Source organism: Streptomyces sp. NPDC058279, from assembly GCF_042881255.1.
In the GTDB taxonomy this organism is placed as follows: domain Bacteria; phylum Actinomycetota; class Actinomycetes; order Streptomycetales; family Streptomycetaceae; genus Streptomyces.
On record NZ_JBHVYA010000023.1, the window covers coordinates 1 to 23,702 of the forward strand.

Sequence of the window (23,702 nt, forward strand, 5' to 3'; positions counted from 1 at the left end):
TCCGCGATCTCCCACAACCCGTCCGGAACAATCCAACTCCACGTACCCCGCCCCATAGCAAGGCCAACGATGCCCCACCACATAGGACACGGTCTAAAGAGGCTTTTCAGCCGCCCGGGTACCCGATGTACGGGTACCCGGGCGGTTTTGTGTCAGCAGCGGCGGCGGTCCTGCGTGAGGACGCCCTGCGCGGTGCCGACCGTACGGTCGTAGCAGCCGGCCGCGGAGCCGGACAGCCGGTAGCGCACGGTCGTGGCGCCCACGGCGTGCCGCTGCTCGCGCGGCACGTTCGCGGTGTAACTCGCGTCGCCCGCGTACGTGTTCTCCATTCGCGACCACCCGACCTGACGGCCGCCGCGCAGGGTCGTGATGTCGGCCCGGTCGCCGAGGGACAGGACGGTGCGCAGCCGGTCCCCCGTGCCGAGGGTGGTCTCGCCGTCCATCGTGTAGGTGCGGCGGGTGGTGGTGGCGCTCCCGCCGTGGGACACGGTCTCCTCGTCGGTCCACCGCGCGGTGAGCGCGTCGAGGTTCTCGCCCTCGGTCCAACGGTGGACGGACGTGTTGCGCACGGCGCGGGTGACGGTGGTCGTGACCCGGCCGTGGGAGGTGTCGAGGTGCCCGGCGACGGTCAGGGTGTGACCTCCGTCGGTGTCCAACCGGTGCTCGGTACCGGGCGTCCAGCGCACGGAGTTGGCCGGATCGCTCTCCTCGTGCCGGGTGAGGGCGCCGGTGACCACCTCACGCCCCGCGTCCTGCCACAGCAGCAGGTTGGCCGCGGTGCTCCAGCCGCCCTGTCCGGCCGGGACCCCGGCCACGGACACCTCGATCCGGTGCGGGCGGCCGTCGTTGAGGAGAGCCGCGTACGGCGTGAGGTCGTAGCGCAGGGGTTGGACGTCGAAGGCGCGCGGGGCGGGGGTGACGTACCAGAGGAACGGGTTGGACCAACCGCCGGTCCAGACGGTGGGGAACGGCGCGGCCAGTCCGGCGAGCCGGCCGTCGACCAGTACGCGGACCTCGCGGTAGGGGCCGTCCGTCGCCTTGCAGGAGTAGGGGGCGGCGTCGGGCGTGGTCAGGTACCAGAACTCCTCGCAGCCGCCGCCCGAGCCGGTGGCGTACACCTCGGCGAGGAGCCGCTCGGTGTTGCGCGGCGTGGTCACGGACGGGGTGGTGAGCGGGAGCACGCGGTCGGGGGCGTCGGCGGGCCGGGTGCGGCCTTCGGCGGCGTAGAAGGTGAGGGTGACCTTGACGTCGATGACACCGGTGTAGGTGTCGTCGACGACGTTGCCGATCAGCATCTCGACGGGCTGTGGGCGGCTGAGGGTGTCCCGGTAGGGGGTGACGTCCTTCTCCACGGACCAGGTGATGCCGTCCGGGGAGGGCTCCGGGGTGGAGGTGCGCAGGATTTCGACGCCGCCGACGGTCAGGTCGCCGAGCCGGTCGTACTGGCGGCCCTTGACCTTGCCGTCGAGCCGGAGCACCACTTCGGCCCAGTCGCCCCGGCCGCAATCGGTGGGGGGCGCGTAACTGCCCCGGTACGGGGTGAAGTCGCGGAACTGGGCCTCGGCCAGGGTCACTTGGCAGGAGCGGGTGTCGGGTCGGGCCACGGGCGGGGCGGCGGTGAGCGGGTCGTGCCAGTCGGTCCCGAACTCGGCGGGCGGGTCGCCCCCGGGCCGGCCCTCGGAAGGTGCGGCGGCGGTGGCCGCGACGGAGGCACCGGACGCGCTCGCGGGTCCCGCGGCGGCCAGGGTGCCCGCGGCGAGCGCGAGCGCGCCGAGCAGGCCCATGATCCTGTGTCGTCTCATGGGCCCGCAGTGAAACCCGGCCGGAGCCGGGGGCGCCAGGGTGCGCCGTGCGGTGGTGGCCGGATACCGCCCCTCGGGGCGCGTGCCGGGTGGATCAGGGCGGTCAGGCCGTGGCCGAACCCGCCGGGAGGACCGCCACCCCGTCGTCGTCGGCGTACACGCTGTCACCGGGACGGAAGGTGACCTCGCCGAAGGTGACGGGCCCGTCGACGGCGCCGGCGCCCGTCTTGCCGCTCTTGCGCGGGATCGTGCCGAGGGCCTTGATGCCCAGGTCGAGTTCGCCGAGCGCGACGCTGTCGCGGACCGAGCCGTTGATGATCAGTCCGGCCCAGCCGTTGCGCCGCGCCGCGCCCGCGATGAGGTCGCCCACGAGGGCGGTGCGCGGGGAGCCGCCGCCGTCCACGACGAGCACGGCGCCTTCGCCCGGCGTGTTGACGAGTTCCCGGAGCAGGGCGTTGTCCTCGTGGCAGGAGAGGGTGCGCACGGGTCCCGCGAACACCGCGCGACCGCCGATCCGGCGCAGCGGCGCGGTGCACAGGTCGAGGGCCTCTCCGTACCGGTCGTACAGGTCGGCGGTGGGTATCGGCGTGACGGTCATCTCGTTCCGGCTCCTCGTTGTTCCGTGTCGCGCGGCTACCAGCGTAGACGTGGGCCGCGGCGCGGCGTCAGCGCCGGGAGTTGCCGAACAGGAGGCGGTAGCCGATCAGCAGGACGAGCGAGCCGGCGATGGCCGAGCCCCAGGTGGGCGCGTCGAAGAACTGGTTCTGGATGGGGCGGTCGAGGAACTTCGCCGACAGCCATCCGCCGATGAAGGCCCCGGCGATGCCGATGAGGGTGGTCCCGATCAGTCCGCCCGGGTCCCGGCCGGGCAGCAGCAGCTTGGCTATGCCGCCGGCCAACAGTCCCAGGATGATCCAGCCGATGATGCCCATGCCGCTCACTCCGCTTCGTTCGTGCCCACTACTCGGGGAGGAGGACGCCGGGCGGGCGTGATCGGTTCTCCGGCGAGGTCAGCGCGTTCGGGCGCGGACCGGCAGCACGGCGGTGGCGGTGGCGGTGGCGGTGGCGGTGGCGGTGGCGGTGGCGGTGGCGGTGGCGGTGGCGGTGGCGGTGGCGGCGAACGACCGATCCGCCGTGCGGGTCATGCCGGCACCCGGCCCGCGGGTGCGGCGGCGGTCACGGAAACCGGCTCGGTCACCCGATCGGCCACCCGCTCGGCCACCCGGTCGCCGGGGCTCGTCCGGGTCAGCAGCAGCACCCCGCGGGCCGCGGCGAGGGCGCCGGTGGTGGCGAGCAGGATGCCCACGGCGCCGCCCTGGAGCCGTTCCCCGAGCAGGACCATGCCGATGGCCGCGGCCGCGAGCGGGTTGGACAGGTTCACCACGGCGAGCGGGGCCCCCAGGCCGCCCCGGTAGGCCCGCTGCGACAGGAGCATGCCGCCGACGGCGAAGACCACGACGAGCAGGGCCACCGTGACCACCCGCCCGCTCAGCAGTGCCCCTCCCCTGCCCCCCGCCACGGCCACGGTCTGGGTCAGCGCGGAGGCCGCGGCGGAGGCCAGGCCCGACGCCGTGGCGTGCCGCAGGCCGGAGCGGACGTCGCCCCGCGTCAGCAGCGTGATCACGGCGGCGGTCGCGCCGGAGACGGCGAGGGCCTCGGCGAGGGTGAGGGTGTCGTCGGGGGCCGGCCCGGACGCCGGCAGGAGCAGCAGGCCGAGCCCGGCGACGGTGGCCAGGGTGCCCCGCCACTCGGTGGGCGCGACCCGGCGCCCCGCGCCGCGCGCCCCGAGGGGGACGGCCGCCACGAGGGTGAGTGCGCCCAGCGGCTGGACCAGGGTGAGCGGCCCGTAGCGCAGGGCGGCCGCGTGCAGCAGCGCCGCGGCGGCGTTCAACCCGGCCGACCACCACCAGGCACCGTTGCCGAGCAGCGCGGCGGCGCTGCGGGCGACGGCGCGGCGGGCGAGGCGCTCTTGGGCGACGGCGGCCGCCGCGTAGGCCACGGCGGAGGCGAGGCAGAGCGCGACCGCGAGGGCGGTGGCGTTCATCGCGGGCTCCCGGCGCCCGCGGCGGCGGGCTCACTCCGGCGCGGCCCCGGCAAGGCCGTGCTGCCGGGGGAACCACCGCCGCGGGACCCACCCTCGGAGGACGCACCGTCCGCGACGGGGGCCACGGGCGGCTCGACCTCCGGATACCCGGCCCCGGCGTGCCCGGCGGTGGCGGGCCCGGCGGTGGCGGGCCCGGCGGTGGCGGGCCCGGCGGTGGCGGGCCCGGCGGTGGCGGGCCCGGCGGTGGCAGGCGCACCGGCCGGGGCCCCGGCGGCGAACCGGGAGCCGCCCGCGACCGGCCTTGGGACGAGCAGCAGCGCCACCCCCAGCAGGACGGCGGCGACGATCGCGTCGAGCCAGTAGTGGTTGGCCGTGCCCACGACCACCAGCAGCGTCACCAGCGGGTGCAGCAGCCACAGGTACCGCCACCGGGCCCGGGTGGCCGCGATCATGCCGAGGGCCAGCATCAGCGCCCACCCGAAGTGCAGTGAGGGCATCGCGGCGAACTGGTTGGCCAGGGTGTCGGTGGCCGGCGCCGCCCGGTACACGGTGGGCCCGTAGACCTGACCGGTGTCCACCAGCCCCGCCACGTCGAGCATGCGCGGCGGCGCCAACGGGAACGCCAGGTGGAGGGCGAGGGCGGCTCCGGTGAGGACCGCGAGCACGCGGCGGGTCCACAGGTAGTGGCCGGGGCGGCGGAGGTAGAGCCAGCCGAGGAATAGGACGGTCGCGGGGAAGTGCACGGCCGCGTAGTAGCCGTTCGCCGTCTGTATGAGGGTGTCGCCGTGCAGCAGCAGCCGCTGTACCGCCCCCTCGCCGGGCAGGTGGAGCGCGCGTTCGGCGTCCCAGATCCGGGCGGCGTTGTGGAACGCCTCGTCGGTGCGGCCGGTCGAGAGCATTCGGCCCGCCTTGTAGACGGTGAAGAGTCCCGCGACGAGCAGCAGCTCGCGCAGGAGCCGGCGCCGCTCCCGCCCGCGTCCGGGTGGACCGGTGGGGGGCTCCGCGGGGGTGGTCTCGGTGGTCATCCCACGGTCTCGCTTCCTCTGCTCGGCGGGCGGTCGGCCGGAGCCCGTCCGGTCGGGGCCGCCACACATCGACACGCCAGTGTATCGATACATTCGCGTATCGATACGCCGGTGTACCGATACGCTCGCGTAGCCGTACACTCGACCCCAGGACCACGACGCCGAGGAGGGCCGCACCCATGACGCAGACAGAGCCGGCCTCCGCGCGCCGCTCCAAGATCAGCCCGGAGCGGGTGCAGGAGTTCTACGACGCCGTCCTGGACCAACTGCGGGAGCACGGCTACGAGGCCCTGACCATGGAGGGCATCGCCGCCCGCGCCTGTTGCGGCAAGTCCACGCTGTACCGGCAGTGGAAGACCAAGCCCCGACTGGTGGCCGCCGCGCTGCGGGCGAACCGGCAGGGCACGCTCGCCGCCGTGGACACCGGCACCCTCGCGGGGGACCTGCGCGAGGCGGCCCGGCTCGCGGCGGGCACCTCGGGCCGCGACACCCGGCTGAGCCAGGCCCTCGGGCATGCCGTGCTCGGCGACGAGGAGCTCCAGGCGGCGCTGCGCGAGGCGCTCGTCGAGCCCGAGCTGGCCGGTTTCGACGCGATGGTGGCGCGGGCCGTGGCGCGCGGCGAGATCATCGCGAACCACCCCGCGGTGGAGTTCCTGCCCGCGCAGCTGATGGGCGTCATGCGGATCAGGCCGGTTCTGGAGGGGCGGTACGCCGACTCCGACTACCTGGTGCGCTTCGTGGACGCGGCGCTGTTGCCCTCGCTCGGCATCACCCCGGATACCACTGTGGACACCACCGTGAACACCATCCCGGACACCACTGCGGAGTCCACCCCCTAGACCGGCGGGCCACCGTCCCCGATGACCGGACGGAGACCTGCCCGCGCTGCCTCGTGGGGACGGCGGCAGCGCGCCACCCGGACCGGGCGGCGGTCACTCGCACGACGAGTGGCCGCCGCCCGATCTGAGCGGATCCCGTCCCCGCGCGTCAGGGTCGCGGCGCCGCCATCAGCCGGGTGTACTGCTCGGGATCGGCGTCGAAGCCGCGCGGCCGGGCGTCCAGGGACCAGCCGCCCGAGGGATCCCGGAGGAACTCGGCGACGGTGGCGGCACTGAACCCCCCGACCTCCGCGAGATCGGACGCGGCCAGGTCGTCGTACCCCTCCCGGACGCGGACTCCGGTGCCGGCCACGCGGGCGAAGGTCTTCGTACGGGCGCCCTCGGGCCCGGGGTCCTGTATCACCACGCCCACGACCACCCGGCCCAGCTCGGGGGACAGCCGGTCCAGTTCGAGGGTCATCACCTCGTCGAAGCCGAGCCCCTGCCCGGTCGCGCTGTCCCGGTTGAGGGTGATCGTGCCGTCGGGGGCGCGGCTGCCGAAGTGCACCAGGTAGACGGGGTCCCCGTAGAGGGCCGCCGCGCCGTACACGGCGGCCAGTATGTCCAGGTCGTGCGCCGGCGTCCCGGCCGGGCTGGGATCCCAGCGCAGGGCTATCTCCACCTTGGCCAGGCTCTTGCGTATCGCGCTCACCGAACTCCCCCTCCGCTCACCGGATGTGCCCCGGTCATGCTGTCACGTACCGATGATCACGGCGGCGGAAACGTGCGTTACCGGCCGAAGGGGCGGCAGACCTCCCCGTCGCCCCGCCGTGAGGCATTTGCCCAGAACCCTGACGCAACGTTCCGGTTTAGCCTGAAATGCCCATCGGCCTTCGCTCGCCGCACCCCTGACGGGCCGCAGGATCTTCGGCGGAGCCGGATCGTTATCCTCAAATTTCCCTCAGATCTAGTGACGCTGCGCCCGTCGCCTTCCTAGCTTCCTCATACACGTGCCCTCCGGACCGTGTGGTTCCGCACGTGCCCGGCACTGCGCGCCGACCCCGTACCCGTGTCGCACCCGGCACCCGGTATGCCCCGCTCCCCGCGTGATCCGCGGACCCCAGGAAAGAGTGCAGCATGAAGGTTCCCAAGGCCGGTGCGGTCCTCGCAGTGATCGCCCTCGCCGCGACCGCCTCGGGGTGCGCGGGGGACGACCCCAAGGAGCCGCTCGCGATCGGCATCAAGTTCGACCAGCCCGGAATCGGGATGCGCGAGGACGACGGCACCTTCACCGGGTTCGACGTCGACGTGGCCACGTATGTGGCGAAGGAACTGGGCTACAAGCCGAACGAGATCGAGTTCAAGCAGGTCTACAGCTCCGACCGGGAGCTGCTGATCCAGTACAACGAGGTAAAGTTCGTCGTCGCCAGCTACTCGATCAGCGACAAGCGCAAGGAGAAGGTCGACTTCGCCGGCCCCTACTTCGTCGCCCACCAGGATCTGCTCGTACGGTCCGACGACGCGACGATCACCAAGGCCGAGGACCTCAACACCAAGAGGCTCTGCGCGGTGACCGGTTCCACCTCCGCCGACAACGTGCGCAAGACCCTGGCGCCCAAGGCCAGCATCCTGGAGCTCGGCAGCTACTCGGACTGCGTCGTCGCGCTGCAGGACAACCAGGCCGACGCGATGACGACGGACAACTCGATCCTTGCCGGGTACGCGGCCATGAAGGGCAACGAGGGCAAGTTCAAGCTGCTCGGCCTGAACCTGAGCAACGAGAACTACGGCATCGGCCTCAAGAAGGGCGACACCGCCCTCCAGCGGAAGATCAACACCGCGCTGGCGAAGATGGTGTCCGACGGCTCCTGGACCGCGGCGGTCAAGAAGAACTTCGGTCCGGCCAACTACAAGTACGAGCCGGCGCCGCAGGTGACGTCGGGCAGCTGACGCCGGGCCGCCCGCCGCGTTCGACCCCGGCACCGGGGTCGGCGCCGGTCGAACGCCGCGGACGGACACTCCCTCCCGACACATGGTCTTCATCTGTTGGATACATGACAATGTGAGCCTCGCTCTGCCACCTGACACCCCGCCAACTGCACCGGCGGGGACGGTGCGTGTGGAGAGGTACCCCCACGTCATGAGATTCTCCCGCCTCACCCCCTGGGCGGCCGGCGTCGCGGCCGCCGCCCTCGCCCTCATACCGGCCACCGCCTCGGCCGGACAGCAGCGGACGGCGACGGCTCCCCACGCCGTCGCGTCCGCCACCACCGCGGACTACTACGCCGCGGCCCAGGGCAAGACCGGCGCCGCGTTGAAGAGCGCGCTCCACGGGATCATCAAGAACCAGACCACGGTGACCTACGACGGCGTGTGGAACGCCCTGAAGGTCACCGACCAGGACCCGGCCAACCCGAACAACGTCATCCTGGTCTACTCGGGCCGCTCCCAACCCAAGAACACCAACGGCGGCAACGCCAACGACTGGAACCGCGAGCACGTCTGGGCCAAGAGCCACGGCGACTTCGGCACCGCGACCGGCCCCGGCACCGACCTGCACCACCTGAAGCCCGAGGACGTCACGGTCAACAGCACCCGGGGCAACAAGGACTTCGACATGGGCGGCAGCCCGGTCGCCGAGGCCCCCGGCAGCTACACCGACTCCGACTCCTTCGAGCCGCGGGACGCGGTCAAGGGCGACGTGGCACGGATGCTGCTCTACATGGCCGTCCGCTACGACGGCGGAGACGGCTTCCCCGACCTGGAGCCCAACGACCAGGTCGACAACGGCACGGCGCCCGCGATCGGCCGGATCAGCGTGCTCAAGCAGTGGAACCAGATGGATCCGCCCGACGCCTTCGAGCAGCGCCGCAACCAGGTCATCTTCGACACCTACCAGCACAACCGGAACCCCTTCATCGACCACCCGGAGTGGGTCAACTCCATTTGGTGACCGACGCCGGCAACCACGGCGCCCTCCGCGGGGTTGCCCCGCGTCAGGCCGGGTATTCGCAGGTCAGAGGCTGCGGCCGCGCCCGACGGCGGCAGCCCGCGGAGGTACGTCGTGATGGACGGAGCCGGACTTTCCGACCGCGAGAGGCGAGCCCTCTCGGCGATCGAGTCCCAACTCAAGGGTGACCGTTCCCTGGACCGCAGGCTGCGGTCCGGGCACCGCCGGCAGCACGCCGTGGCGGCCTGCCTCCTCGGGGTGCTGACCCTGGCCCTGCTGGTGGCCGCCTCGGTGACCGTGTCGCAACCGCTGATCTGGGCGTTCGCCGCCACCTGGATCGTGACGGTGTTCACGACCCTGCCGCTGCTGGGCCAGTGGATCAGGCGGCGCTGGCAGCTGCGGGACCGCACGGTCCGGCACGAAGCCCCGTAACCGACCGCGAAGTCGCGTGCCCGCGGCCGGCCCGCGGCTACCCCAGCTTGTCCGCGAGGGTCCGGAAGGCGGTCCAGGTGAGCTGCGGGGTCCGGGAGTCCCAGACCTTCTGGGCGAGGGCGGCCAGCGGCATCCGTATCCCGTCGGCCACCTGGGCCTGGGTCTGGGCGCCGGACAGGTCGCACCAGACGGCGAGCCGGGCCCCCAGGATCTGCGTGCCGTACCGCGCGGGCACCGCCGTGGTGCCGCGCAGGACGAGCGGGGTCCACTCCTCGTAGATGCGGCGGCCGGTCGGGTACGTGAACTGGTTCGGCTCCCCGAGTACGTAGTACAGGTACTCGTCGTTGAGGTTGACCACCTTGCGGCCGGCCGCCAGGTAGTCGAGCGGCGGCCGGGCGCCGATTTCCTTGCCCGTCCAGTATTCGACCTGGAGGTCGGGGGCGGCCGCGACCACTCCGCCGGCGAAGAAGCCGTCGTTCCACGCCTTGAGCGCCTTGCCCGAGGGCCGCACGACCGCGGCCCGGTCGTTCAGCCAGCCCGTCGCCAGGTCCTGTACGCGGGCTGTGGGACCGTAGCGCTCCCGCGCCGCGCGGGCGAGCTGCGGGAAGGACGTCTGCGGGTCGCGGACGACCAGCGCCTGGTACTCGTCGGCGCCCAGGTGCCAGGCCCCGCCGGGGAACAGCGGCAGGTACTCGCGCAGCAGCTCGTCCACCAGTTTCGCCGCGGCGGGGTTCGATATGTCGACGGCGCCCTGGACGGCCCGGCCCTGTACGTCGCGCAGCTGGAGCGACGGGTGGGCGCGCAACACCGCTCCGAGGTGGCCGGGCGAGTCGATCTCCGGGACCACGGTGATGTGCAGCCGGCCGGCGAGCGCCGCGATGTGGCGTACCTGGGCCTTGGTCAGGTGGGGGGTGGAGACGATCTCCGGGTGGGTGTCGGACTCGATCCGGAACGCCTGGTCGTCGGAGAAGTGCAGACCGAGCTGGTTGAGCTTGAGGTCGCCCATCTCGCGGAGCCTGGCCTCGATCCAGTCGGGGGTGAAGTTCTTGCGGGCGATGTCGAGGTTGAGGCCGCGCTGGGGCCGGTCGGGGGCGTCGCGAACGGTGCCCTCGGGGGCCGAACCGGCGGTGCGTATCTCCTGTTTGAGGGTGCGGGTTCCGTAGAACACGCCCGCCTCGTCGTGGCCGCTGATCCGGACCCGGCCGCCCTGGACGGTGAGGGTGTACGACTCCGGTTTTCCGGAGGGGGCCGCGTCCAGGGCGAGTTGCACGTCGCCGGGGCGCGGGTCGGTGGACTCCGCGAAGCCGAGGCCGAGTTCGCCGGCGATCAGGCGTGCCTCGTCGGTCAGGGCCGCCCGGTCGGCGGGGGCGATGGTCACGCGGGCGCCGGAGGCGGGTTTCCAGCCGGGGCCGCGGGCCGGCACGTGCTCCCGTACGGCGGGAATGGTGCGCGGGGCCGTGGAGAGCGGGTACGAGGACGCGGGCGCGGTGGGTGACGGGGCGGGCGTCGTCGTGGTCGTCCCGGAGGCGGTGGCCGCGGACGGGGAGGCGGCGCGGGCCTCGCCCCGGCCACCTCCCGCGCAGCCGGGAACGGCGAGGGTGACCAGCGCGGCGACCGTTGCCGTCGCGATGGCGTGGACCCTCCTGTGCTGCCTGGTCTCTCGCATGATGCACCGTTTTTCCCCGTACCAACGTGGCACGGGGAACGGTGTGGCGCGACCGGGCACCCGGTCGCGGGGCGGGACGAGGCGGGTCAGGCGAGCGCGGTGAGCGCGGCGGCGGCGAATTCGTGGTCCTGGGCGGGGGCGCCGCCGCCGACCCCGATGGCGCCCACGAGACGGCCCGCGCGGTGGACGGGCAGTCCGCCGGCGATGAACAGCAACGGCCGGTCCAGGGCGGTGGGCAGCGTGTGGAGGGGGCCGCCGGGCAGGACGGCGTCGGCGAGATCGGCCGTGGGCGCGTTCAGTTGGAGGGCGGTGAATGCCTTGCGGGTGCTGGTCTCGCCGGAGATCAGGACGGCCCGGTCGTCGCGGCGGAAGGCGAGGAGGTGGCCCCCCGCGTCGAGGACGGTGACGCTGACCGTGGCTCCCGCGGCTTCGGCGGCGCCGCGGGCGGCGTCGAGGAGCGTTTCGGCGTCCTCGGTGGTCAGGGGGGCGACGGCGGTGGGGGTGGGGGTGGCGGACATGGGTGGCTCCTGGTGGATCGGTGTGTCGGGGGGCGGTCGAGGACGGGCTCAGTGGTGTGCGGGGACGGCTTCGTCCCGGGGGGCGGCGCCCGTCACGACGCGGCTCGCGGCGGCGCGTGCGCCCGTACGCCGTTCCAGCGCGCCCGAGACCAGGGCGAGGACGAGCGCGGAGCCGGCCAGCGCGGCGCCGACCCAGTTCGGGGCGGTCAGGCCGAATCCGGCGGTGATGACCAGGCCGCCGAGCCAGGCGGCCAGGGCGTTGCCGAGGTTGAAGGCGCCGATGTTGACGGCGGAGGCGAGGGTGGGGGCGCCCGCCGCCTGGTCGAGGACCCGCTTCTGCAGCGGCGGTACGGTCGCGAAGCCGAGGGCGCCGATGAGGACGATGGTGACGGCGGCGCCGATCTCGCTGTGCGCGGTGAGGGTGAAGACCGCCAGCACCACGGCCAGCGCCCCCAGCGAGACGTACAACATCGGCATCAGCGCACGGTCGGCGAACCGGCCGCCGACGAGGTTGCCGCCGACCATGCCGAGCCCGAACAGGACCAGCAGCCAGGTGACGGACGTGTCGGCGAAGCCGGCGACGTCGGTCATCATCGGCGTGATGTAGGTGACGGCGGCGAAGACCCCGCCGAAGCCGAGGACGGTCATCGCCATGGCGAGCAGCACCTGTACGTTGCGGAACGCGGCCAGTTCGTGGCGGATGCGGACGCCTTCGGGCCGGGGCAGTTCGGGGACCAGCTTGGCGATGCCCAGCAGGCCGAGCACTCCGAGCGCGGCGACGATCAGGAAGGTGAAGCGCCAGCCGAGGGTCTGGCCGACGAGGGTGCCGAGGGGGACGCCCACCACGTTGGCCACGGTCAGGCCGGTGAACATCATGGCGATGGCGCCGGCCTTCTTGTGCGGGGCGACGAGTTCGGCCGCGACGACCGAGCCGATGCCGAAGAAGGCGCCGTGGGCCAGCGAGGCGACGACCCGCCCGGCCAGCATGGCGCCGAAGGAGGGGGCGAGCGCCGAGAGCAGGTTGCCCGCGATGAACAGGCCCATGAGCAGCATCAGCATCCGCTTGCGCGGGACGCGGGTGCCGAGGACGGTCATGAGCGGGGCGCCGAGGACGACACCGAGGGCGTAGCCGGTGACGAGGAAACCGGCGGTGGGGATGGTGACGCCGTAGTCGGCGGCGACCTCGGGGAGGAGGCCCATGATCACGAATTCGGTGGTGCCGATCCCGAAGGCCCCGATGGCCAGGGCGAGGAGTGCGAGAGGCATGAGGGGTGCTTGCCTTCCGGGGAGGGGGTGGTGCGGTGGCGGCGCCTGACCGCCGGACGGCGGGGCACGCGATTGCCGGCGCCGCTTATATGCGTCCACATTAATTGCAGACGCGGGATACTTGCAAACGCGGGCTATTGCGCTCGTCGCCTATCCTGGAGGGGCAGCCGCGCCGACGCACCCGAGGAGAGGCCCATGACGGCCACCGACAGCGCACTCACCGCCCTCGCCCAGGGATGGTGCGCCCTGTCCCTCCTGCACGGTCGGATCGAGACGCACATCGAACGGACGCTCCAGGCGGCGCACGGGCTCAGCGTGCGCGAGTACTCGCTGCTGGACGTGCTCAGCCGCCAGCACAGCGGACCCGGCGGACACCTGCGCATGCACCAGGTGGCCGACTCGGTGGTGCTCAGCCAGAGCGCGACGACCCGACTGGTCAGCAGGCTGGAGGACCGCGGGCTGCTGAACCGCTACCTCTGCGACACCGACCGGCGGGGCATCTACACCGACGTCAGCGAGGCGGGTCTGGCCCTGCTGGCCGAGGCCCGTCCGACCAACGACGCGGCCCTGCGCGAGGCGCTGGACGCGGCGGCCGGGATTCCCGAACTCGCCCCGCTGGTGGCGGCCGTGCGCAACACCCGCACGGCCGCCGTCGGCTGAGCGGGTGGGATTACCGCTTCCCGCCGTCCCCCGGGGAGGGCTGTCCGACAGCGGGCGCCGACGAAGGCTGTCCGCTTCCCGTGGGCGTCGGGGTGGAGGGCGACCCCGGTGGGGTGGGCGGCGCGGGCCGCGAGGGCGACGCCGACGGGACGCCCTTGCCGGTCGTGCCGGGCCCGGCCGTGGTCGGTGTCGTCCCCCCGGTCGGCAGCCCCGTACGGGTCGGTGTGGGAGCCGGCGAGGGCACCGCGCCGCGCTCCGGCGAGGGGGACTGCGCGCTCGGCGTCGGCGAGGGGATCTCGGCGGGCGCCGCGGGCGGCACCGGCCGGACCGGCCGTTGCCCGGGCCCCAGCGCGAGGTACCCGGCCAGCGCGGCCGCGGCGCCGGCCAGGCCGGCGGCCGACCACGTCAGCCGCCGCAGCCAGGCCCTCGCCATCGGCCCGCGCTTCGAGGCCCCCGGCGGATCGGCCGGCCGCAGGTCGCGGACGGTCACCGCGTCCGCCCGTGCGCCCAGGGCCTGACGCAGCCGGTGTTCGACCGGGCGTTCGCCGTCGTGCGTCATATCCGTCCCTCCAGGATCCGTTCCAACGCGTCCAGCGCCCGGCTCGCGTTCGACTTGACCGCGCCCCGGCTGATCCCGAGGGTGGCGGCTATCTCCGCCTCGCTCAGCTCCGCCCAGTACCGCAGCACCAGCACCTGGCGGCGCCGCGGCGTCAGCCGGCCCAGCGCCGCGAGCACTTCCCGGTGCGCCTCGTCGAGCACGACGGACGCCTCCGCGGAGGGTACGTCGGCCGTCACCGGAGGTATCCAGGCGCGCGCCGTCCGCCTGCGGCGCAGCACGGAGCGCGAGGTGTTCACCACCGCGGTGCGCAGGTAGCCGAGCGCGTTGTCGACGCCCTTGATCTGCTCCCCGTGGCGTCGGTAGAGCGCGGTGAAGGCGTCCTGGACCACGTCCTCCGCCGTGGCCGGGTCGTCCACGAGGAGCACCGCGAGCCGGACCATGCCGAGCCGGTGCGCGTGGTACAGGTCGGTGATGGTGGGCGCGGGCGACGGGCCGCCGCCGGACCCGGGACGTTCGAACGGCGACGGATACGGGTGCGGCTGCGCGGAAGTGGCCGGCGCGGGCCCGTCGCGGCGCAGCAGGAACGACCACAAGCCCCTGCGCGCCCGGCCGAAGCCGGGCGCGCAGGGGCTCACCGTCAGGGCGAGTGGGAACACGTACGTCCTCAGTTGCCGGTGCGGCGCCGCACCGCGTACAGGGCGCCCGCGCCGCCGGCTATCAGCGCGGCGGCCCCGGCGCCCAGGGCCATGGTGGTGGAGGAGGAGCCGGTGTGCGCCAGCTCCGAGCCGGCGGTCGCCCCGGACGGCTGGGCGGACGGCGCGGCGCTCGGGGTCCCGCTCCCGGCCGGCGCGGCCGTCGGGGTCGCGGAGCCCGCGGACGCGCTCGGGACCGCGCTGGGCCCGCCACCGGCCGGTGACGTCGGGGTGCCACCGGCGGGCGCGCTCGGGACCGCGGTGGGCTTGCCGCTGCCCGTCGGCGGGAGGCTGGTGGCGGGGGCCGGGGCGCTGCTCGCCGCGACCGTCGGGGAGGCGGACGGCGCCGCCTGGGCGAGGGCCGGGCCCCCGATTGCGACGGCCACCCCGGCGGCGGCCGCGGTGACGAGCGCCGCCCGGCCGGCGGACAGGGTGGCGCGCTTCAGGTTCATCACGGTTGTTCTCCACGTCGTGCGGTCGGGACGAGGGCGCGGAACCACGCCCTACACCCCGCACGACGCGCGAGGGTCCGCGAGGTTGCCGACGTCGCGGAAAAACTTTTCACCCGGCCCGCCCGGGTCGCCGGCGATGAGCCCGGATGGGTCGGGGGCGGACGTGCGGTGCATGCGCTGAGCATAGGGTTCGCGCTTCGGCGGTCGGTGCCGAGGTCCACCGGGACCGGTGGCCGCGGGGGCTCGGGTGGCCTGCCGCGATGCGCGCGGGTCGTGGCGTCCCGTCCTCGGTGTCGCTCCGGGGACCTCCGCGTCGATGTCGAGTGCGGAGCGGTCGGTGCCCGCGTCCTCTTGAGGGGCCGACAGCCGTGGATCACAATCCGCAGATGCCGACGCTCCCGTACAGCAGTTGGATGCGGTACTTCTCCCCCACCGCCCATCACCGCCGGCTCGGGCTGGTCTGCCTGGGGGTGGGGGTGCAGCAGGGCCTGCTGCCGGTGGTGGGCCCGCGGGCGCTCGACCACCACGTGGCGGTGGTGGTCACCGGCGGGCGGGGTTGGTTCAGCCACGGCGGACGGCCGCCGCAGCCGGTGACCGCGCCGGCGCTGCTGTGGCTGGTGCCGGGTGTCGAACACCACTACGGGCCGGACCCGCGGACCGGTTGGGAGGAATGCTTCGTCGACTTCGCGGGCCACGGCGTCGAGGCGTACACCGACCTCGGTTACGTCACCCCCGAGCGCCCGCTCGTCCCGTTGAGCGGGACCGCCGGGGTACGGCACGTGGTGGACGGCATCGTCCGGGCGGCCCGTACCGGCGGCCCGCTGTTGGAGGTGGAGGCGGCGGCCGCGGTGCACGGGCTGCTGGTGGCCCTGCGCTACGCCCGCGCCGAGGTGTCACGGCACGGCGACGCCGTGATGGACGCCCTGGCGCGCGACGCGCTGCTGCCGATCTCCGTCGCCGAGCACGCGGCGCGGCTCGGGATACCGCTGCCGGAGCTGCGCGAGGCGGTACGGCGCAGCACGGGCGAGGGCGTCAAGGAGTACCTCCTCGGGATCAGACTGAGCCGGGCCAAGGAGCTGCTGGCCCGGACCGACCTGCCGGTCGCCGGGGTCGCCCGCCGGGTCGGGTACGACGACCCCGGGTACTTCAGCCGGCTGTTCAGCCGTCGGGTCGGCATGGCACCGGGCCGTTTCCGCGCCCAACAGTCGGTCGGCGACGCGGGGCGCTAATCGGTGGTGGGCGCGGGGCGTCGCGCGTAGCAGAAGAGGTGTTCCTCCGGGTCGGCGAGGCCGCCTTCGGGGTGGAACAGGGTCATGCCGAGGTGCAGCAGCTCCAGGCCGGCCGACTCGATCCGGGTCGCGTACTCCTGCGCGGACAGGCTGCTGACGGTGACCTCGTGACCCATCCACTCGATGGCGAGGCCGTCGATGTCACCGGGCACGGTGGCGAGGACGAGGTACCCGCCCGGCGCCACCCAGGAGGCCATCCGTTCCAACGAGGCCGCCACCTCCCGCTGTTCCATCATCAGCAGCGGGAAGAAGGCGCACACCGCGTCGAAGCCGCCCCGTCCCGGCGTGTACGTGCGCACGTCCGCCTGCTCGAAGCGGGCGCCCGGGACCCGCTCGCGCGCGAGGGCGACCATCGCGGCCGACACGTCGATACCGGTCACCGCGCAGCCGGCCGCCGCGAGCCGCTCGGCGGTGGGTCGGCCGGTGCCGCTGCCCACGTCGAGGACGCGGGCCCCGGCGGGCAGCCGGTCGGTGAGCCAGTCGAGCGCCTCCAGTTGGGCGGGGACCCGGCCGAACGCCTCCTCGTAGCGCCCCGCGAGCGCGTCGAACACCGCTGCCGCCGACTCCTGTGCACTCATCCTGATGCCCCGTCCTTCTCGTCCCTACGGCAGGTAGCCGACGTTGAGTTCGGCCATCGAGGTCCACGGGTTGCCGTTCACCTCGCTCGTGGCCTCGAGTCTGACGTACCGGGCCGCGCGGGGCGAGAAGGCGACGTCCTGCTGGAGGGCGCTGTCCGCGAACCGCCCGGCGGCCGCCGCGGGGCCCCAGTCGACACCGTCGGCGGAGGTGAACACCTGGTAGTCCGCGACGCGCCCGTTGCTCTGCGTCTGTCGGGGCAGGCAGTGCAGGGCCGAGACGCGGTACGAGGCGCCCAGGTCGAGGGTGATCTCGTGCGGCATCGGGGCGGTGGCCGCGTACCACCGGGTGTGCCAGATGGTGGCGCCGCTGCCGTCCAGGACGTTGGCGGCGCTGCCGTTCTCGCCCGCCGTCTCCTGGCTGTCGACGGCCTTGACGCTCATCGCACTCTGCGGAACGAGCAGTTCACCGCCTCCGCCGGTACCGAGGTCGTCCACGGTCAGATCGTCGAGGACGAGGTCGGCCTCGTTGTGGGAGTCCTCGCCGGTGACCTTCCGCACCCCGATCCAGGCGTCCGCCCCGGCGGTGAACGTCCTGGTGAAGGTGGTGGGCGTGCGGGCCTGGCCGAGGGCCGTCGCCGTCTCCTTGGTGCCCGCGCCGACGACGAACCGGTAGTCGCCGTCGAAGCCGTTCTCGTAGGTGAAGGAGACGGTGTAGGTGCGTCCCTTCGTCAGACGGAGGGTCTGCGGCAGGGTGCGGTAGACGAGGCCCGGCCGCTCCTCGTGCGACTTGAGGGAGTTGCCGCCGCTGATCACGTCGTCCACCGGCTTGCCGTTCCACCCGGCCTGGGTGTAGGGGGCGTTGCGCTGGGCGATGTGGGTGCGCGGGTCGGTGGCCGAGCCGCCCGCGCCGCCGAACGCGAACGGGCCCCAGCCGGCGTCCACGTGCTCGAAGTCCTCGGCGAAGTAGTGGCCGCCGAGTGGCGTACGGGCCGACCGGACCACCCGCACGTCATCGAGGGAGACCGTACCCGGGCCGGCGGCGGCCGACAGGGTGAGCGTGGCGGTGGACCGGCCCGCGGGGACGTCGAACAGCACCTTCATGCGCTGCGCGTCGGTGCCGTTCTTCTCGCTCCCGCCGAGGTTGTTGATCAGCGGCGAGGAGTCGGCGTACACGGAGGCGGCGGCGCCGCCGGCCGGGGTGACGGTGAGGGTGGCGGCCCGGCCGGTGGGCGTGGAGACCCAGACGGAGGCGGCGTAGCTGCCCGGGGTCAGTCCGGTGAGCCGCTGGCTCACGACGGGGGCGGTCCCGGGGGCCATGGTCAGCTCGTTCTGGCCCTGTGCGTTGCGGGTGACGGCGGCGCCGGCGCCGTTCACCGTCCAGGAGCTCAGGTCACCGGAGTAGAAGGACGGGTCATTGACGGGGGTGCCCTCGCCCCACCGGGGGTCGGTCCGGGTGGCCGCGGCGCCGTTGGTGACGACGTAGGCGGTCTTCGCCGTCGCGTTCAGGGTGATCTGCCCCTGGTCGACGGTGAGGCCGCCGACGAGTTGGCGTCCGGTGTCGGTGAGCCGGTACAGCGTGGGTGCGGTCCAGCCGGCCGGCAGGGTCCACGTCGTGGGGCCGCCGGAGTCGTTCCAGTGGTAGAGCTTGCCGCCGCGCGGCAGGAGGTAGGCGCCGCCGCGCAGGACGGTGCGACCGCCGGTGGTGATCGTGCGGGTGCCGTCGGCGGTACTGACGGTGGTGCCGTTGGCCAGGGTGACCGTGTCGGCGGTCCACTTCACGATCGGCGATTCCTGGAGGAACTTCGTCGGGAGGTCGACGTCGAAGGTGGTGTTCAGGAAGGCCGGGTAGTCCTTCTTGCCCTGCCAGCCCTCGTACGCGGGGAGTTCCGCGCCGCCGAGCAGCGGGTCGCGGGCGATCCAGTCGTCCTTGGCGTGATTGGCGATGAACCGGACGATGGTGGAGTTGATGCCCTTGAGGTCGCTGCCGCCGTAGTCGACGTCGGCGGCCCAGTGGTGCCACAGGGACTGCTCGGTCAGGGTGTTGGGGAACTCGGTGGCGAGTTGCAGGCCGAGGTCGCCGATCTCGCGCTGGAGCTTGCGGGAGACGTATCCGTCGCCGTACCAGACGTCCACGTAGAGGAAGTCGAGGCCGGGCGCCGCCGCCTTGAGGTCCTGGAGCCGCTTCAGTCGCTGCCCGGACTGGCCGTCCTTGCGCGTGTCGACGTAGTACGACTGGTCGAGCCAGTCCCAGCCGAGCCCTCCGCTCTGGTGGGCCGGGTCGAAGGTGGCCGAGACGGGGTACTCCTCGGTGGCGTTGATGTGTACGCCGAAGTCGGCGTTGTAGGCGTGCCCGGCGGTGGTGAGGGTGTTCAGGTCGACCGCGCCGCCGAGTTTGGCGCCGATGTTCTTGTAGTCCATGTGCGCGGAGTCGTGTCCCTCGGAGGCGTAGCCCTTGAGCAGGACGAACTGGCCGAGACCATCGGTGGCGAGGTTGACGCGTTTGGTCTCGTCCAGGGTCTGTGCGAAGGGGTGGGTGGCCTGGGAGGCGAAGTTGAAGGGGATGCGCTGGACGACCCGGTTCGCGGTGTCCTGCCATCCGGTCGGCGGGGTCCAGATGTCCCGGTAGGCGATGGCGGCGTCCTGCCAGTCCACGACGGAGTCCGCGTTGCGGTCGGCGGTGATCGCGACCCGGGCGTACGGGAGGGGCTCGGTGTCGGTGTCGGTGTCGGCGGCGCCCGCGGCCCGGTACAGCCAGTCCCCGCTCCACAGGGCGGCCCGGCGGTAGGAACCCTTGTCGGTGACCTGTTTGCCGATGCGGCCGTTCTCGCGGGCGACGCCGCCCGAGGGCCGGTCGTAGAGGGAGTTGGAGTCGATGGCGGCGGCCAGCTTGCCGGTGTTGACCAGCCCGTACATGACCGTGGTGGCGGTGGCGTCCACGGGCGTGGCGGCGGTGACCGGGGTGAAGGTGTCCCCGCTGCCGGTGGTGGCGGTGTACATGCGCGCGGTCGAGAGGGCGGCGCCGGGCTGGTCGCTGCGGACGCTGACGAGGCTGTGGTCCGGGATGGCGAGGCTGCGCACGCGCAGGGCGGCGGTGTCCTCGATCGCGGTCACCTTGAACTCCACGACGGAGCCGGTCACGGACAGCCGGGACTTGAGGGTGACTCCGGAGAAGCTCAGCGTGTAGTCGACGGCGGAGGCCGAGGGCGTCGCCGTCACGACGGGGGTGTACGTGGCGCCGTTGACGACGATCGCGGTGAGCGGGTCCTCGTTGCCGTTCAGTACGTCGCCGGTGGCCCGCCGGGTGTAGCCGATGACGCGGGGGAAGGCGCTGTCGACGCTCACGGACAGCTCGGGCGAGGTGATGGTCAGGGGCCCGGTCGCCGGGGCGGCGGCCACGGGTCCGGGTACGGACACGACGAGGGTGGCGATGAGACCGGCGACCGCGGCTGCGGCCGGCCAGAGGGGGGTGCGCATCGGGCCTCCGGGAGTCGGCGCTTCCTTGCACGGAAGACCGCACGGCTCCGGAGCCCCGCGGTCCGCTCACTGACCTGACAGCTTGCGGACCGGGGACGGGGTGGGCCCATGGACAAAGCGGAGCGCCGTCATGGACTTACGGCGGCGCGGAAAGGGGCGGTGGACCCGGGCGCCCCGGGCGAGGGGCTCAGGCGCGTGTGTCGGGCGCGAGCACCACGGCGGTGCCGTACGCGCACACCTCGGTCCCGATGTCGGCCGCCTCGGTCACGTCGAACCGCATGGCCAGGACCGCGTTGGCGCCGCGCGCCAAGGCCTGTTCGATGAGCCGCTCCATGGCCTGGTTGCGGGTCTGTACGAGGGTCTTGGTGAGTCCTCTGAGCTCCCCGCCGATCATGGATTTGAGTCCGGCGCCGATCTGGCTGCCGAGGTGGCGCGAGCGCACGGTCAGCCCGAACACCTCCCCGACGACCCGCTCGACCCGATAGCCGGGAGCGTCGTTGGTCGTCACCACCATGACCCCGGTCTGTTCCGCCCCGGGACCTCCGCCGTAGTCGTCGATACCCATGGCACCCACTGTCGCGCCGGGGGCCGGTGGCCGCATCCGGAGCGGCCCGCGACGGCGGGGCCGACCACGGCGCGGGAGTGGCTGGCGCGCGCCCCCCGCGACTCTCTACGATGGGCCACCCCGACGCCGGGGGCCCTGGAGGGGCCATCAAGGAGGGCACATGGAGTTAGGGCCGAACCCGTCCCAACCCCCGTTCATCGACATGCACACCCCGAGCGTCGCGCGGATGTACGACTGGCTCCTGGGCGGTGTGGAGAACTACGCCGGCGACCGTGAGGCGTGCGCCCGGCTGCTGGAGATCGCGCCCAGTACCCAACTGCTGGCCCGCAACAACCGGGCGTTCCTGAGCCGCGTGGTACGCATCCTCGTCGAGGACTACGGCATCCGGCAGTTCCTCGACCACGGTTCGGGCCTTCCCACCCAGGACAACGTCCACGAGGTGGCCCAGCGCATCGACAAGGACTGCAAGGTCGCCTACATCGACAACGACCCGATGGTCCTGGCGCATGCCCAGACCACGCTGCACGACAACTCCGGCACCGTGGTGCTGCCCATGGACATGCGGGACACCGAGCGCATCCACGAGGCGACCAGCGGGTTCCTCGACTGGGACCGGCCCATCGCGGCGCTGTTCGTGTCCGTCCTGCACTGCATCCCGGATTCGGACGACGACCGCTCGCCGTCCGCCGTCGTGCGCAAGACGGCGGCCCTGCTGCCGCCGGGAAGCTTCATGGTGATCTGCCAACTCGTCAGCGACGACCCGGTGGTGCGGGAGGACGTGACCCGGCTGATGGACGTCACCACGCACGGGAACTGGGGGCGCGTGCGCGAGACCCACGAGGTACGGCGCTACTTCGACGGGCTGGAGATCCTCGAACCGGGCCTCGTCGACGTGGTCGACTGGCGCCCCGACGCCTCCCCGCCCCCGCGCGAACTCCGGCCCAAGGACTGGGTCGAGTGGGGGGGCGTGGGCCGCCTCCTGCCGCCGGTCCGATGACCGTCCTCGTCACCACACCGACCGGGCACGTGGGGTCGCGGGTGGTGCGGCTGCTGCTCCAGGCCGGCGGCCGCCCCCGTGTCCTGGTGCGGGACCCGGCCCGGCTGGACGAGGAGACCCGCGCGCGGGTCGACGTGTGCCGGGGCGACCTGACGGACGCCGCCTTCGTCCGGGCGGCGGTGTCGGGGGTGCGGACCGTCTTCTGGGTGGACCCCACCCCCCACACCGCGCCGGATCCGATCGACGCCTCGCTGACGACGGCGGCGCCGTTGGTCGAGGCCGCCCGGGCCGGTGCTGTCGAGCGGGTGGTGCTGCTGAGCAGCATCGGGGCGGAGAAGCGGCACGGGGTCGGGCACATCGACGCCCTGGCCGGGATCGAGGAGCGGCTCGACGCCACCGGGGCGGACGTGCTGCACCTGCGGTGCGCGTACTTCTTCACCAACCTGCTGCTCGACCTCGAAGGACTCTCCCGAAACGTCCTGACCACGGCGTTCGAGCCCGACCGGCCGATGCCGTGGGTCGATCCGCGCGACATCGGCGACATCGTCGCGGCCCGGTTGCTCGGCGACACCTGGCGGGGCCGGGTGGTGCAGGCCGTGCACGGCCCGGAGGACCTCACCTTCCACCAGGTCGCGCGGATCCTGTCGGAGGCGCTCGGGCGCACGATCCGGCTGGATCCCGTCGGTGTCGAGGCGGTACGCGACGCGCTGCGCACGGCCGGGCTGTCACCGTCGGCGGTGGAGGGCATCGTCGGGATGACCACCGGATCGCGCGATCTGGTGCCCGAGCAGCCCCGCGACCTCCTCACCACCACCCCTACCCGGCTGGGCGGGTGGGCGCACGCCGTGCTGCGTCCGCTGCTGGAAGGTGCCCGGCGTGACACCCCCTAGTCGTCCACGTACTGCCGCAGCGCCTCTTCGATGAGTTCCCGGCTGCGCTCGCGGGACGCCGCCGCCTTGCGCAGGTTGCTGAGGGCGTTGCGGTGGTCGTCCAGGGCGCGGGGGCGGGTCACGTAGTTGGCGCCGTTGATGTGCTCGACGTACGCCAGCTCGCCCGGTCCGCCGTCGGCGAACTTGAGGTGGGTGATGGGGTAGGGAGGGGCCGCGGAGTAGCCCCAGGACATCTCCAGGATCCGGATGTTGACCTTGGCGACGTCCCCGGCCCGGAGCAGGTGTCGCAGTTGTTCGCGCATCACCTGGGCGTTGCCGCAGCGGCGTTGCAGGACCCCTTGGTCGAGCAGGACCGTAAGGCGCGGGACCTCGCCCTCCAACAGGCGCAGTTGGCGCTGGGTGCGCAGTTGCACCACGCGTTCCATCTCCTCCTGGGAGGCGCTGGGCATCACGGCCCTGACCATGTGCCCGGCGTACGCCGGCGTCTGGAGGATCCCGGGCACCACGAGGTTCTCGTAGACGCAGATCTCCTGCGCCTCGCCCTCCAGTTGGATCAGGCGCTTGAGGAAGGTGGGGGTCACGTCGCTGTACTGCTCGTACCACTCGCAGTCCTGGGCGTGTTCCAGGAGACGCTCGACGGTGCGCATCTCCGCGTCGTCCAGCCCGTAGTGGCGGGCCAGATCGAGGACGTCACGTGCCTTCGGCGGGCTCTCACCACGCTCCAACCGGCTGATCTTCGACACCGAGCCGCGGATGACGGGGGCGACGTCCTTCAGGGTGAGCCCGCGGGCCTCGCGCCACCCCCTGAGTTCCTGTCCCAGCACCCGCGCGGCCGCCGCCCGCCCTTGCTCCCGTTCGAACGGGAGCACCGGGGCGAGCGGGTCGGGCAGGGCGTCGCCCGACGGATCGGACCGGGGATCGGACATCGGAGCGGGCAGGGGTTCGGGCAGCGCGGGCATGCGGAACTCCAATGTGACCGGGGCGGATCTCAGTCGTCAGAGTGGGGCGTGGACGCCCGTCCGGCC

Annotated in this window: 25 protein-coding genes; 9 read left to right on the forward strand and 16 right to left on the reverse strand. The window is 73.1% G+C overall.

Features of this window, described 5'->3' with window-relative positions; genetic code table 11:
* Positions 1-152: 152 nt before the first annotated feature.
* The 6 genes from ACFVXJ_RS28605 to ACFVXJ_RS28630 all read right to left on the reverse strand — a co-directional run bounded on the left by ACFVXJ_RS28605 (position 153) and on the right by ACFVXJ_RS28630 (position 4,871).
* Positions 153-1,802 (reverse strand): peptide-N4-asparagine amidase, encoded by a 1,650-nt coding sequence (locus ACFVXJ_RS28605; RefSeq protein ID WP_389666033.1) that lies wholly within the window; start codon positions 1,800-1,802, stop codon positions 153-155.
* A gap of 103 nt (positions 1,803-1,905) precedes the next feature.
* A complete protein-coding gene (rraA, locus tag ACFVXJ_RS28610; protein WP_389666035.1) occupies positions 1,906-2,400 on the reverse strand; it encodes a ribonuclease E activity regulator RraA in 495 nt (164 codons plus the stop codon).
* 67 nt (positions 2,401-2,467) lie between these two features.
* Positions 2,468-2,734 carry a GlsB/YeaQ/YmgE family stress response membrane protein gene (locus tag ACFVXJ_RS28615; protein WP_389666037.1) on the reverse strand — a complete coding sequence of 89 codons (267 nt, stop codon included), beginning with the start codon at positions 2,732-2,734 and terminating at the stop codon, positions 2,468-2,470.
* Between the two features lie 78 nt (positions 2,735-2,812).
* Positions 2,813-2,947 (reverse strand): hypothetical protein, encoded by a 135-nt coding sequence (locus ACFVXJ_RS28620; RefSeq protein ID WP_389666038.1) that lies wholly within the window; start codon positions 2,945-2,947, stop codon positions 2,813-2,815.
* Positions 2,944-3,846, reverse strand: a complete 903-nt coding sequence (locus tag ACFVXJ_RS28625; protein ID WP_389666040.1) for a hypothetical protein — start codon at positions 3,844-3,846, stop codon at positions 2,944-2,946. The genes ACFVXJ_RS28620 and ACFVXJ_RS28625 overlap by 4 nt, the downstream gene beginning before the upstream one ends.
* Positions 3,843-4,871, reverse strand: coding sequence for a phosphatase PAP2 family protein (locus ACFVXJ_RS28630; RefSeq protein WP_389666042.1), 1,029 nt, complete (start codon positions 4,869-4,871; stop codon positions 3,843-3,845). The genes ACFVXJ_RS28625 and ACFVXJ_RS28630 overlap by 4 nt, the downstream gene beginning before the upstream one ends.
* 179 nt (positions 4,872-5,050) lie before the next feature.
* Here ACFVXJ_RS28630 and ACFVXJ_RS28635 point away from each other — a divergent pair, with 179 nt between their 5' ends.
* A complete protein-coding gene (locus ACFVXJ_RS28635; protein WP_389666044.1) occupies positions 5,051-5,710 on the forward strand; it encodes a TetR/AcrR family transcriptional regulator in 660 nt (219 codons plus the stop codon).
* Between the two features lie 148 nt (positions 5,711-5,858).
* Here ACFVXJ_RS28635 and ACFVXJ_RS28640 read toward each other — a convergent pair whose 3' ends face one another.
* Entirely contained in the window at positions 5,859-6,401 is a 543-nt protein-coding gene (locus tag ACFVXJ_RS28640; protein ID WP_389666046.1) for a TerD family protein, read from the reverse strand.
* A gap of 425 nt (positions 6,402-6,826) precedes the next feature.
* Between ACFVXJ_RS28640 and ACFVXJ_RS28645 the strand changes: the two genes are divergently transcribed.
* The 3 genes from ACFVXJ_RS28645 (at position 6,827) to ACFVXJ_RS28655 (ending at position 9,071) form a co-directional block, all read left to right on the forward strand.
* The gene (locus tag ACFVXJ_RS28645; protein WP_389666048.1) at positions 6,827-7,639 is read left to right on the forward strand and encodes a glutamate ABC transporter substrate-binding protein; all 813 of its coding nucleotides are present in this window, start codon (positions 6,827-6,829) and stop codon (positions 7,637-7,639) included.
* A 190-nt stretch (positions 7,640-7,829) separates the two neighbouring features.
* Positions 7,830-8,642: an endonuclease I family protein gene (locus tag ACFVXJ_RS28650; RefSeq protein WP_389666050.1), complete on the forward strand. Its 813-nt coding sequence runs from the start codon at positions 7,830-7,832 to the stop codon at positions 8,640-8,642.
* Between the two features lie 114 nt (positions 8,643-8,756).
* Positions 8,757-9,071, forward strand: a complete 315-nt coding sequence (locus ACFVXJ_RS28655) for a DUF3040 domain-containing protein (RefSeq protein WP_389666052.1) — start codon at positions 8,757-8,759, stop codon at positions 9,069-9,071.
* A gap of 37 nt (positions 9,072-9,108) precedes the next feature.
* Here ACFVXJ_RS28655 and ACFVXJ_RS28660 read toward each other — a convergent pair whose 3' ends face one another.
* The 3 genes from ACFVXJ_RS28660 to ACFVXJ_RS28670 all read right to left on the reverse strand — a co-directional run bounded on the left by ACFVXJ_RS28660 (position 9,109) and on the right by ACFVXJ_RS28670 (position 12,521).
* Positions 9,109-10,737 (reverse strand): glycoside hydrolase family 20 protein, encoded by a 1,629-nt coding sequence (locus ACFVXJ_RS28660; protein WP_389666053.1) that lies wholly within the window; start codon positions 10,735-10,737, stop codon positions 9,109-9,111.
* Positions 10,738-10,823: 86 nt separating this feature from the next.
* Positions 10,824-11,255 carry a heme-binding protein gene (locus tag ACFVXJ_RS28665; protein WP_389666054.1) on the reverse strand — a complete coding sequence of 144 codons (432 nt, stop codon included), beginning with the start codon at positions 11,253-11,255 and terminating at the stop codon, positions 10,824-10,826.
* Positions 11,256-11,303: 48 nt separating this feature from the next.
* The gene (locus tag ACFVXJ_RS28670) at positions 11,304-12,521 is read right to left on the reverse strand and encodes an MFS transporter (RefSeq protein ID WP_389666056.1); all 1,218 of its coding nucleotides are present in this window, start codon (positions 12,519-12,521) and stop codon (positions 11,304-11,306) included.
* Positions 12,522-12,716: 195 nt separating this feature from the next.
* Between ACFVXJ_RS28670 and ACFVXJ_RS28675 the strand changes: the two genes are divergently transcribed.
* Together ACFVXJ_RS28675 and ACFVXJ_RS28680 are read left to right on the forward strand one after the other, a co-directional pair.
* A complete protein-coding gene (locus tag ACFVXJ_RS28675) occupies positions 12,717-13,181 on the forward strand; it encodes a MarR family winged helix-turn-helix transcriptional regulator (RefSeq protein ID WP_389666057.1) in 465 nt (154 codons plus the stop codon).
* An 80-nt stretch (positions 13,182-13,261) separates the two neighbouring features.
* Positions 13,262-13,699 carry a hypothetical protein gene (locus tag ACFVXJ_RS28680; protein WP_389666059.1) on the forward strand — a complete coding sequence of 146 codons (438 nt, stop codon included), beginning with the start codon at positions 13,262-13,264 and terminating at the stop codon, positions 13,697-13,699.
* A 37-nt stretch (positions 13,700-13,736) separates the two neighbouring features.
* Here ACFVXJ_RS28680 and ACFVXJ_RS28685 read toward each other — a convergent pair whose 3' ends face one another.
* Positions 13,737-14,396, reverse strand: a complete 660-nt coding sequence (locus ACFVXJ_RS28685; protein ID WP_389666061.1) for an RNA polymerase sigma factor — start codon at positions 14,394-14,396, stop codon at positions 13,737-13,739.
* Positions 14,397-14,404: 8 nt separating this feature from the next.
* Positions 14,405-14,884, reverse strand: a complete 480-nt coding sequence (locus ACFVXJ_RS28690; RefSeq protein ID WP_389666063.1) for an LAETG motif-containing sortase-dependent surface protein — start codon at positions 14,882-14,884, stop codon at positions 14,405-14,407.
* 386 nt (positions 14,885-15,270) lie between these two features.
* On the opposite strand from ACFVXJ_RS28690, the gene ACFVXJ_RS28695 reads away from it, so the two are divergent.
* Positions 15,271-16,113, forward strand: coding sequence for a helix-turn-helix domain-containing protein (locus ACFVXJ_RS28695; protein ID WP_389666064.1), 843 nt, complete (start codon positions 15,271-15,273; stop codon positions 16,111-16,113).
* Here ACFVXJ_RS28695 and ACFVXJ_RS28700 read toward each other — a convergent pair.
* From ACFVXJ_RS28700 to ACFVXJ_RS28710, 3 genes are all read right to left on the reverse strand, one after another.
* The gene (locus ACFVXJ_RS28700; protein WP_389666066.1) at positions 16,110-16,751 is read right to left on the reverse strand and encodes a class I SAM-dependent methyltransferase; all 642 of its coding nucleotides are present in this window, start codon (positions 16,749-16,751) and stop codon (positions 16,110-16,112) included. The genes ACFVXJ_RS28695 and ACFVXJ_RS28700 overlap by 4 nt on opposite strands.
* 24 nt (positions 16,752-16,775) lie before the next feature.
* Entirely contained in the window at positions 16,776-20,225 is a 3,450-nt protein-coding gene (locus ACFVXJ_RS28705; RefSeq protein ID WP_389666068.1) for an endo-alpha-N-acetylgalactosaminidase family protein, read from the reverse strand.
* 187 nt (positions 20,226-20,412) lie between these two features.
* Complete coding sequence (locus tag ACFVXJ_RS28710; RefSeq protein ID WP_389666070.1) at positions 20,413-20,790, reverse strand: YbjQ family protein; 378 nt, start codon at positions 20,788-20,790, stop codon at positions 20,413-20,415.
* A gap of 160 nt (positions 20,791-20,950) precedes the next feature.
* Between ACFVXJ_RS28710 and ACFVXJ_RS28715 the strand changes: the two genes are divergently transcribed.
* On the forward strand, positions 20,951-21,787 hold the full coding sequence (locus ACFVXJ_RS28715; protein ID WP_389666072.1) for an SAM-dependent methyltransferase: 837 nt from the start codon (positions 20,951-20,953) through the stop codon (positions 21,785-21,787).
* Positions 21,784-22,677 carry an NAD(P)H-binding protein gene (locus tag ACFVXJ_RS28720; RefSeq protein WP_389666074.1) on the forward strand — a complete coding sequence of 298 codons (894 nt, stop codon included), beginning with the start codon at positions 21,784-21,786 and terminating at the stop codon, positions 22,675-22,677. Before ACFVXJ_RS28715 ends, ACFVXJ_RS28720 begins: the two co-directional genes overlap by 4 nt.
* Here ACFVXJ_RS28720 and ACFVXJ_RS28725 read toward each other — a convergent pair.
* A complete protein-coding gene (locus tag ACFVXJ_RS28725) occupies positions 22,674-23,636 on the reverse strand; it encodes a helix-turn-helix domain-containing protein (protein ID WP_389666076.1) in 963 nt (320 codons plus the stop codon). The genes ACFVXJ_RS28720 and ACFVXJ_RS28725 overlap by 4 nt on opposite strands.
* Positions 23,637-23,702 lie beyond the last annotated feature (66 nt).

What these genes read in the sequence shown, in the direction of transcription:
- ACFVXJ_RS28635 (WP_389666044.1), top strand. Translation starts at nt 5,051, where the DNA reads ATGACGCAGACAGAGCCGGCCTCCGCGCGCCGCTCCAAGATCAGCCCG.
- rraA (WP_389666035.1), bottom strand. Translation starts at nt 2,400, where the DNA reads ATGACCGTCACGCCGATACCCACCGCCGACCTGTACGACCGGTACGGA.
- ACFVXJ_RS28605 (WP_389666033.1), bottom strand. Translation starts at nt 1,802, where the DNA reads ATGAGACGACACAGGATCATGGGCCTGCTCGGCGCGCTCGCGCTCGCC.
- ACFVXJ_RS28615 (WP_389666037.1), bottom strand. Translation starts at nt 2,734, where the DNA reads ATGGGCATCATCGGCTGGATCATCCTGGGACTGTTGGCCGGCGGCATA.
- ACFVXJ_RS28675 (WP_389666057.1), top strand. Translation starts at nt 12,717, where the DNA reads ATGACGGCCACCGACAGCGCACTCACCGCCCTCGCCCAGGGATGGTGC.
- ACFVXJ_RS28710 (WP_389666070.1), bottom strand. Translation starts at nt 20,790, where the DNA reads ATGGGTATCGACGACTACGGCGGAGGTCCCGGGGCGGAACAGACCGGG.
- ACFVXJ_RS28625 (WP_389666040.1), bottom strand. Translation starts at nt 3,846, where the DNA reads ATGAACGCCACCGCCCTCGCGGTCGCGCTCTGCCTCGCCTCCGCCGTG.
- ACFVXJ_RS28645 (WP_389666048.1), top strand. Translation starts at nt 6,827, where the DNA reads ATGAAGGTTCCCAAGGCCGGTGCGGTCCTCGCAGTGATCGCCCTCGCC.
- ACFVXJ_RS28660 (WP_389666053.1), bottom strand. Translation starts at nt 10,737, where the DNA reads ATGCGAGAGACCAGGCAGCACAGGAGGGTCCACGCCATCGCGACGGCA.
- ACFVXJ_RS28620 (WP_389666038.1), bottom strand. Translation starts at nt 2,947, where the DNA reads ATGACCCGCACGGCGGATCGGTCGTTCGCCGCCACCGCCACCGCCACC.
- ACFVXJ_RS28670 (WP_389666056.1), bottom strand. Translation starts at nt 12,521, where the DNA reads ATGCCTCTCGCACTCCTCGCCCTGGCCATCGGGGCCTTCGGGATCGGC.
- ACFVXJ_RS28695 (WP_389666064.1), top strand. Translation starts at nt 15,271, where the DNA reads ATGCCGACGCTCCCGTACAGCAGTTGGATGCGGTACTTCTCCCCCACC.
- ACFVXJ_RS28655 (WP_389666052.1), top strand. Translation starts at nt 8,757, where the DNA reads ATGGACGGAGCCGGACTTTCCGACCGCGAGAGGCGAGCCCTCTCGGCG.
- ACFVXJ_RS28725 (WP_389666076.1), bottom strand. Translation starts at nt 23,636, where the DNA reads ATGCCCGCGCTGCCCGAACCCCTGCCCGCTCCGATGTCCGATCCCCGG.
- ACFVXJ_RS28705 (WP_389666068.1), bottom strand. Translation starts at nt 20,225, where the DNA reads ATGCGCACCCCCCTCTGGCCGGCCGCAGCCGCGGTCGCCGGTCTCATC.
- ACFVXJ_RS28665 (WP_389666054.1), bottom strand. Translation starts at nt 11,255, where the DNA reads ATGTCCGCCACCCCCACCCCCACCGCCGTCGCCCCCCTGACCACCGAG.
- ACFVXJ_RS28650 (WP_389666050.1), top strand. Translation starts at nt 7,830, where the DNA reads ATGAGATTCTCCCGCCTCACCCCCTGGGCGGCCGGCGTCGCGGCCGCC.
- ACFVXJ_RS28700 (WP_389666066.1), bottom strand. Translation starts at nt 16,751, where the DNA reads ATGAGTGCACAGGAGTCGGCGGCAGCGGTGTTCGACGCGCTCGCGGGG.
- ACFVXJ_RS28720 (WP_389666074.1), top strand. Translation starts at nt 21,784, where the DNA reads ATGACCGTCCTCGTCACCACACCGACCGGGCACGTGGGGTCGCGGGTG.
- ACFVXJ_RS28715 (WP_389666072.1), top strand. Translation starts at nt 20,951, where the DNA reads ATGGAGTTAGGGCCGAACCCGTCCCAACCCCCGTTCATCGACATGCAC.
- ACFVXJ_RS28630 (WP_389666042.1), bottom strand. Translation starts at nt 4,871, where the DNA reads ATGACCACCGAGACCACCCCCGCGGAGCCCCCCACCGGTCCACCCGGA.
- ACFVXJ_RS28690 (WP_389666063.1), bottom strand. Translation starts at nt 14,884, where the DNA reads ATGAACCTGAAGCGCGCCACCCTGTCCGCCGGCCGGGCGGCGCTCGTC.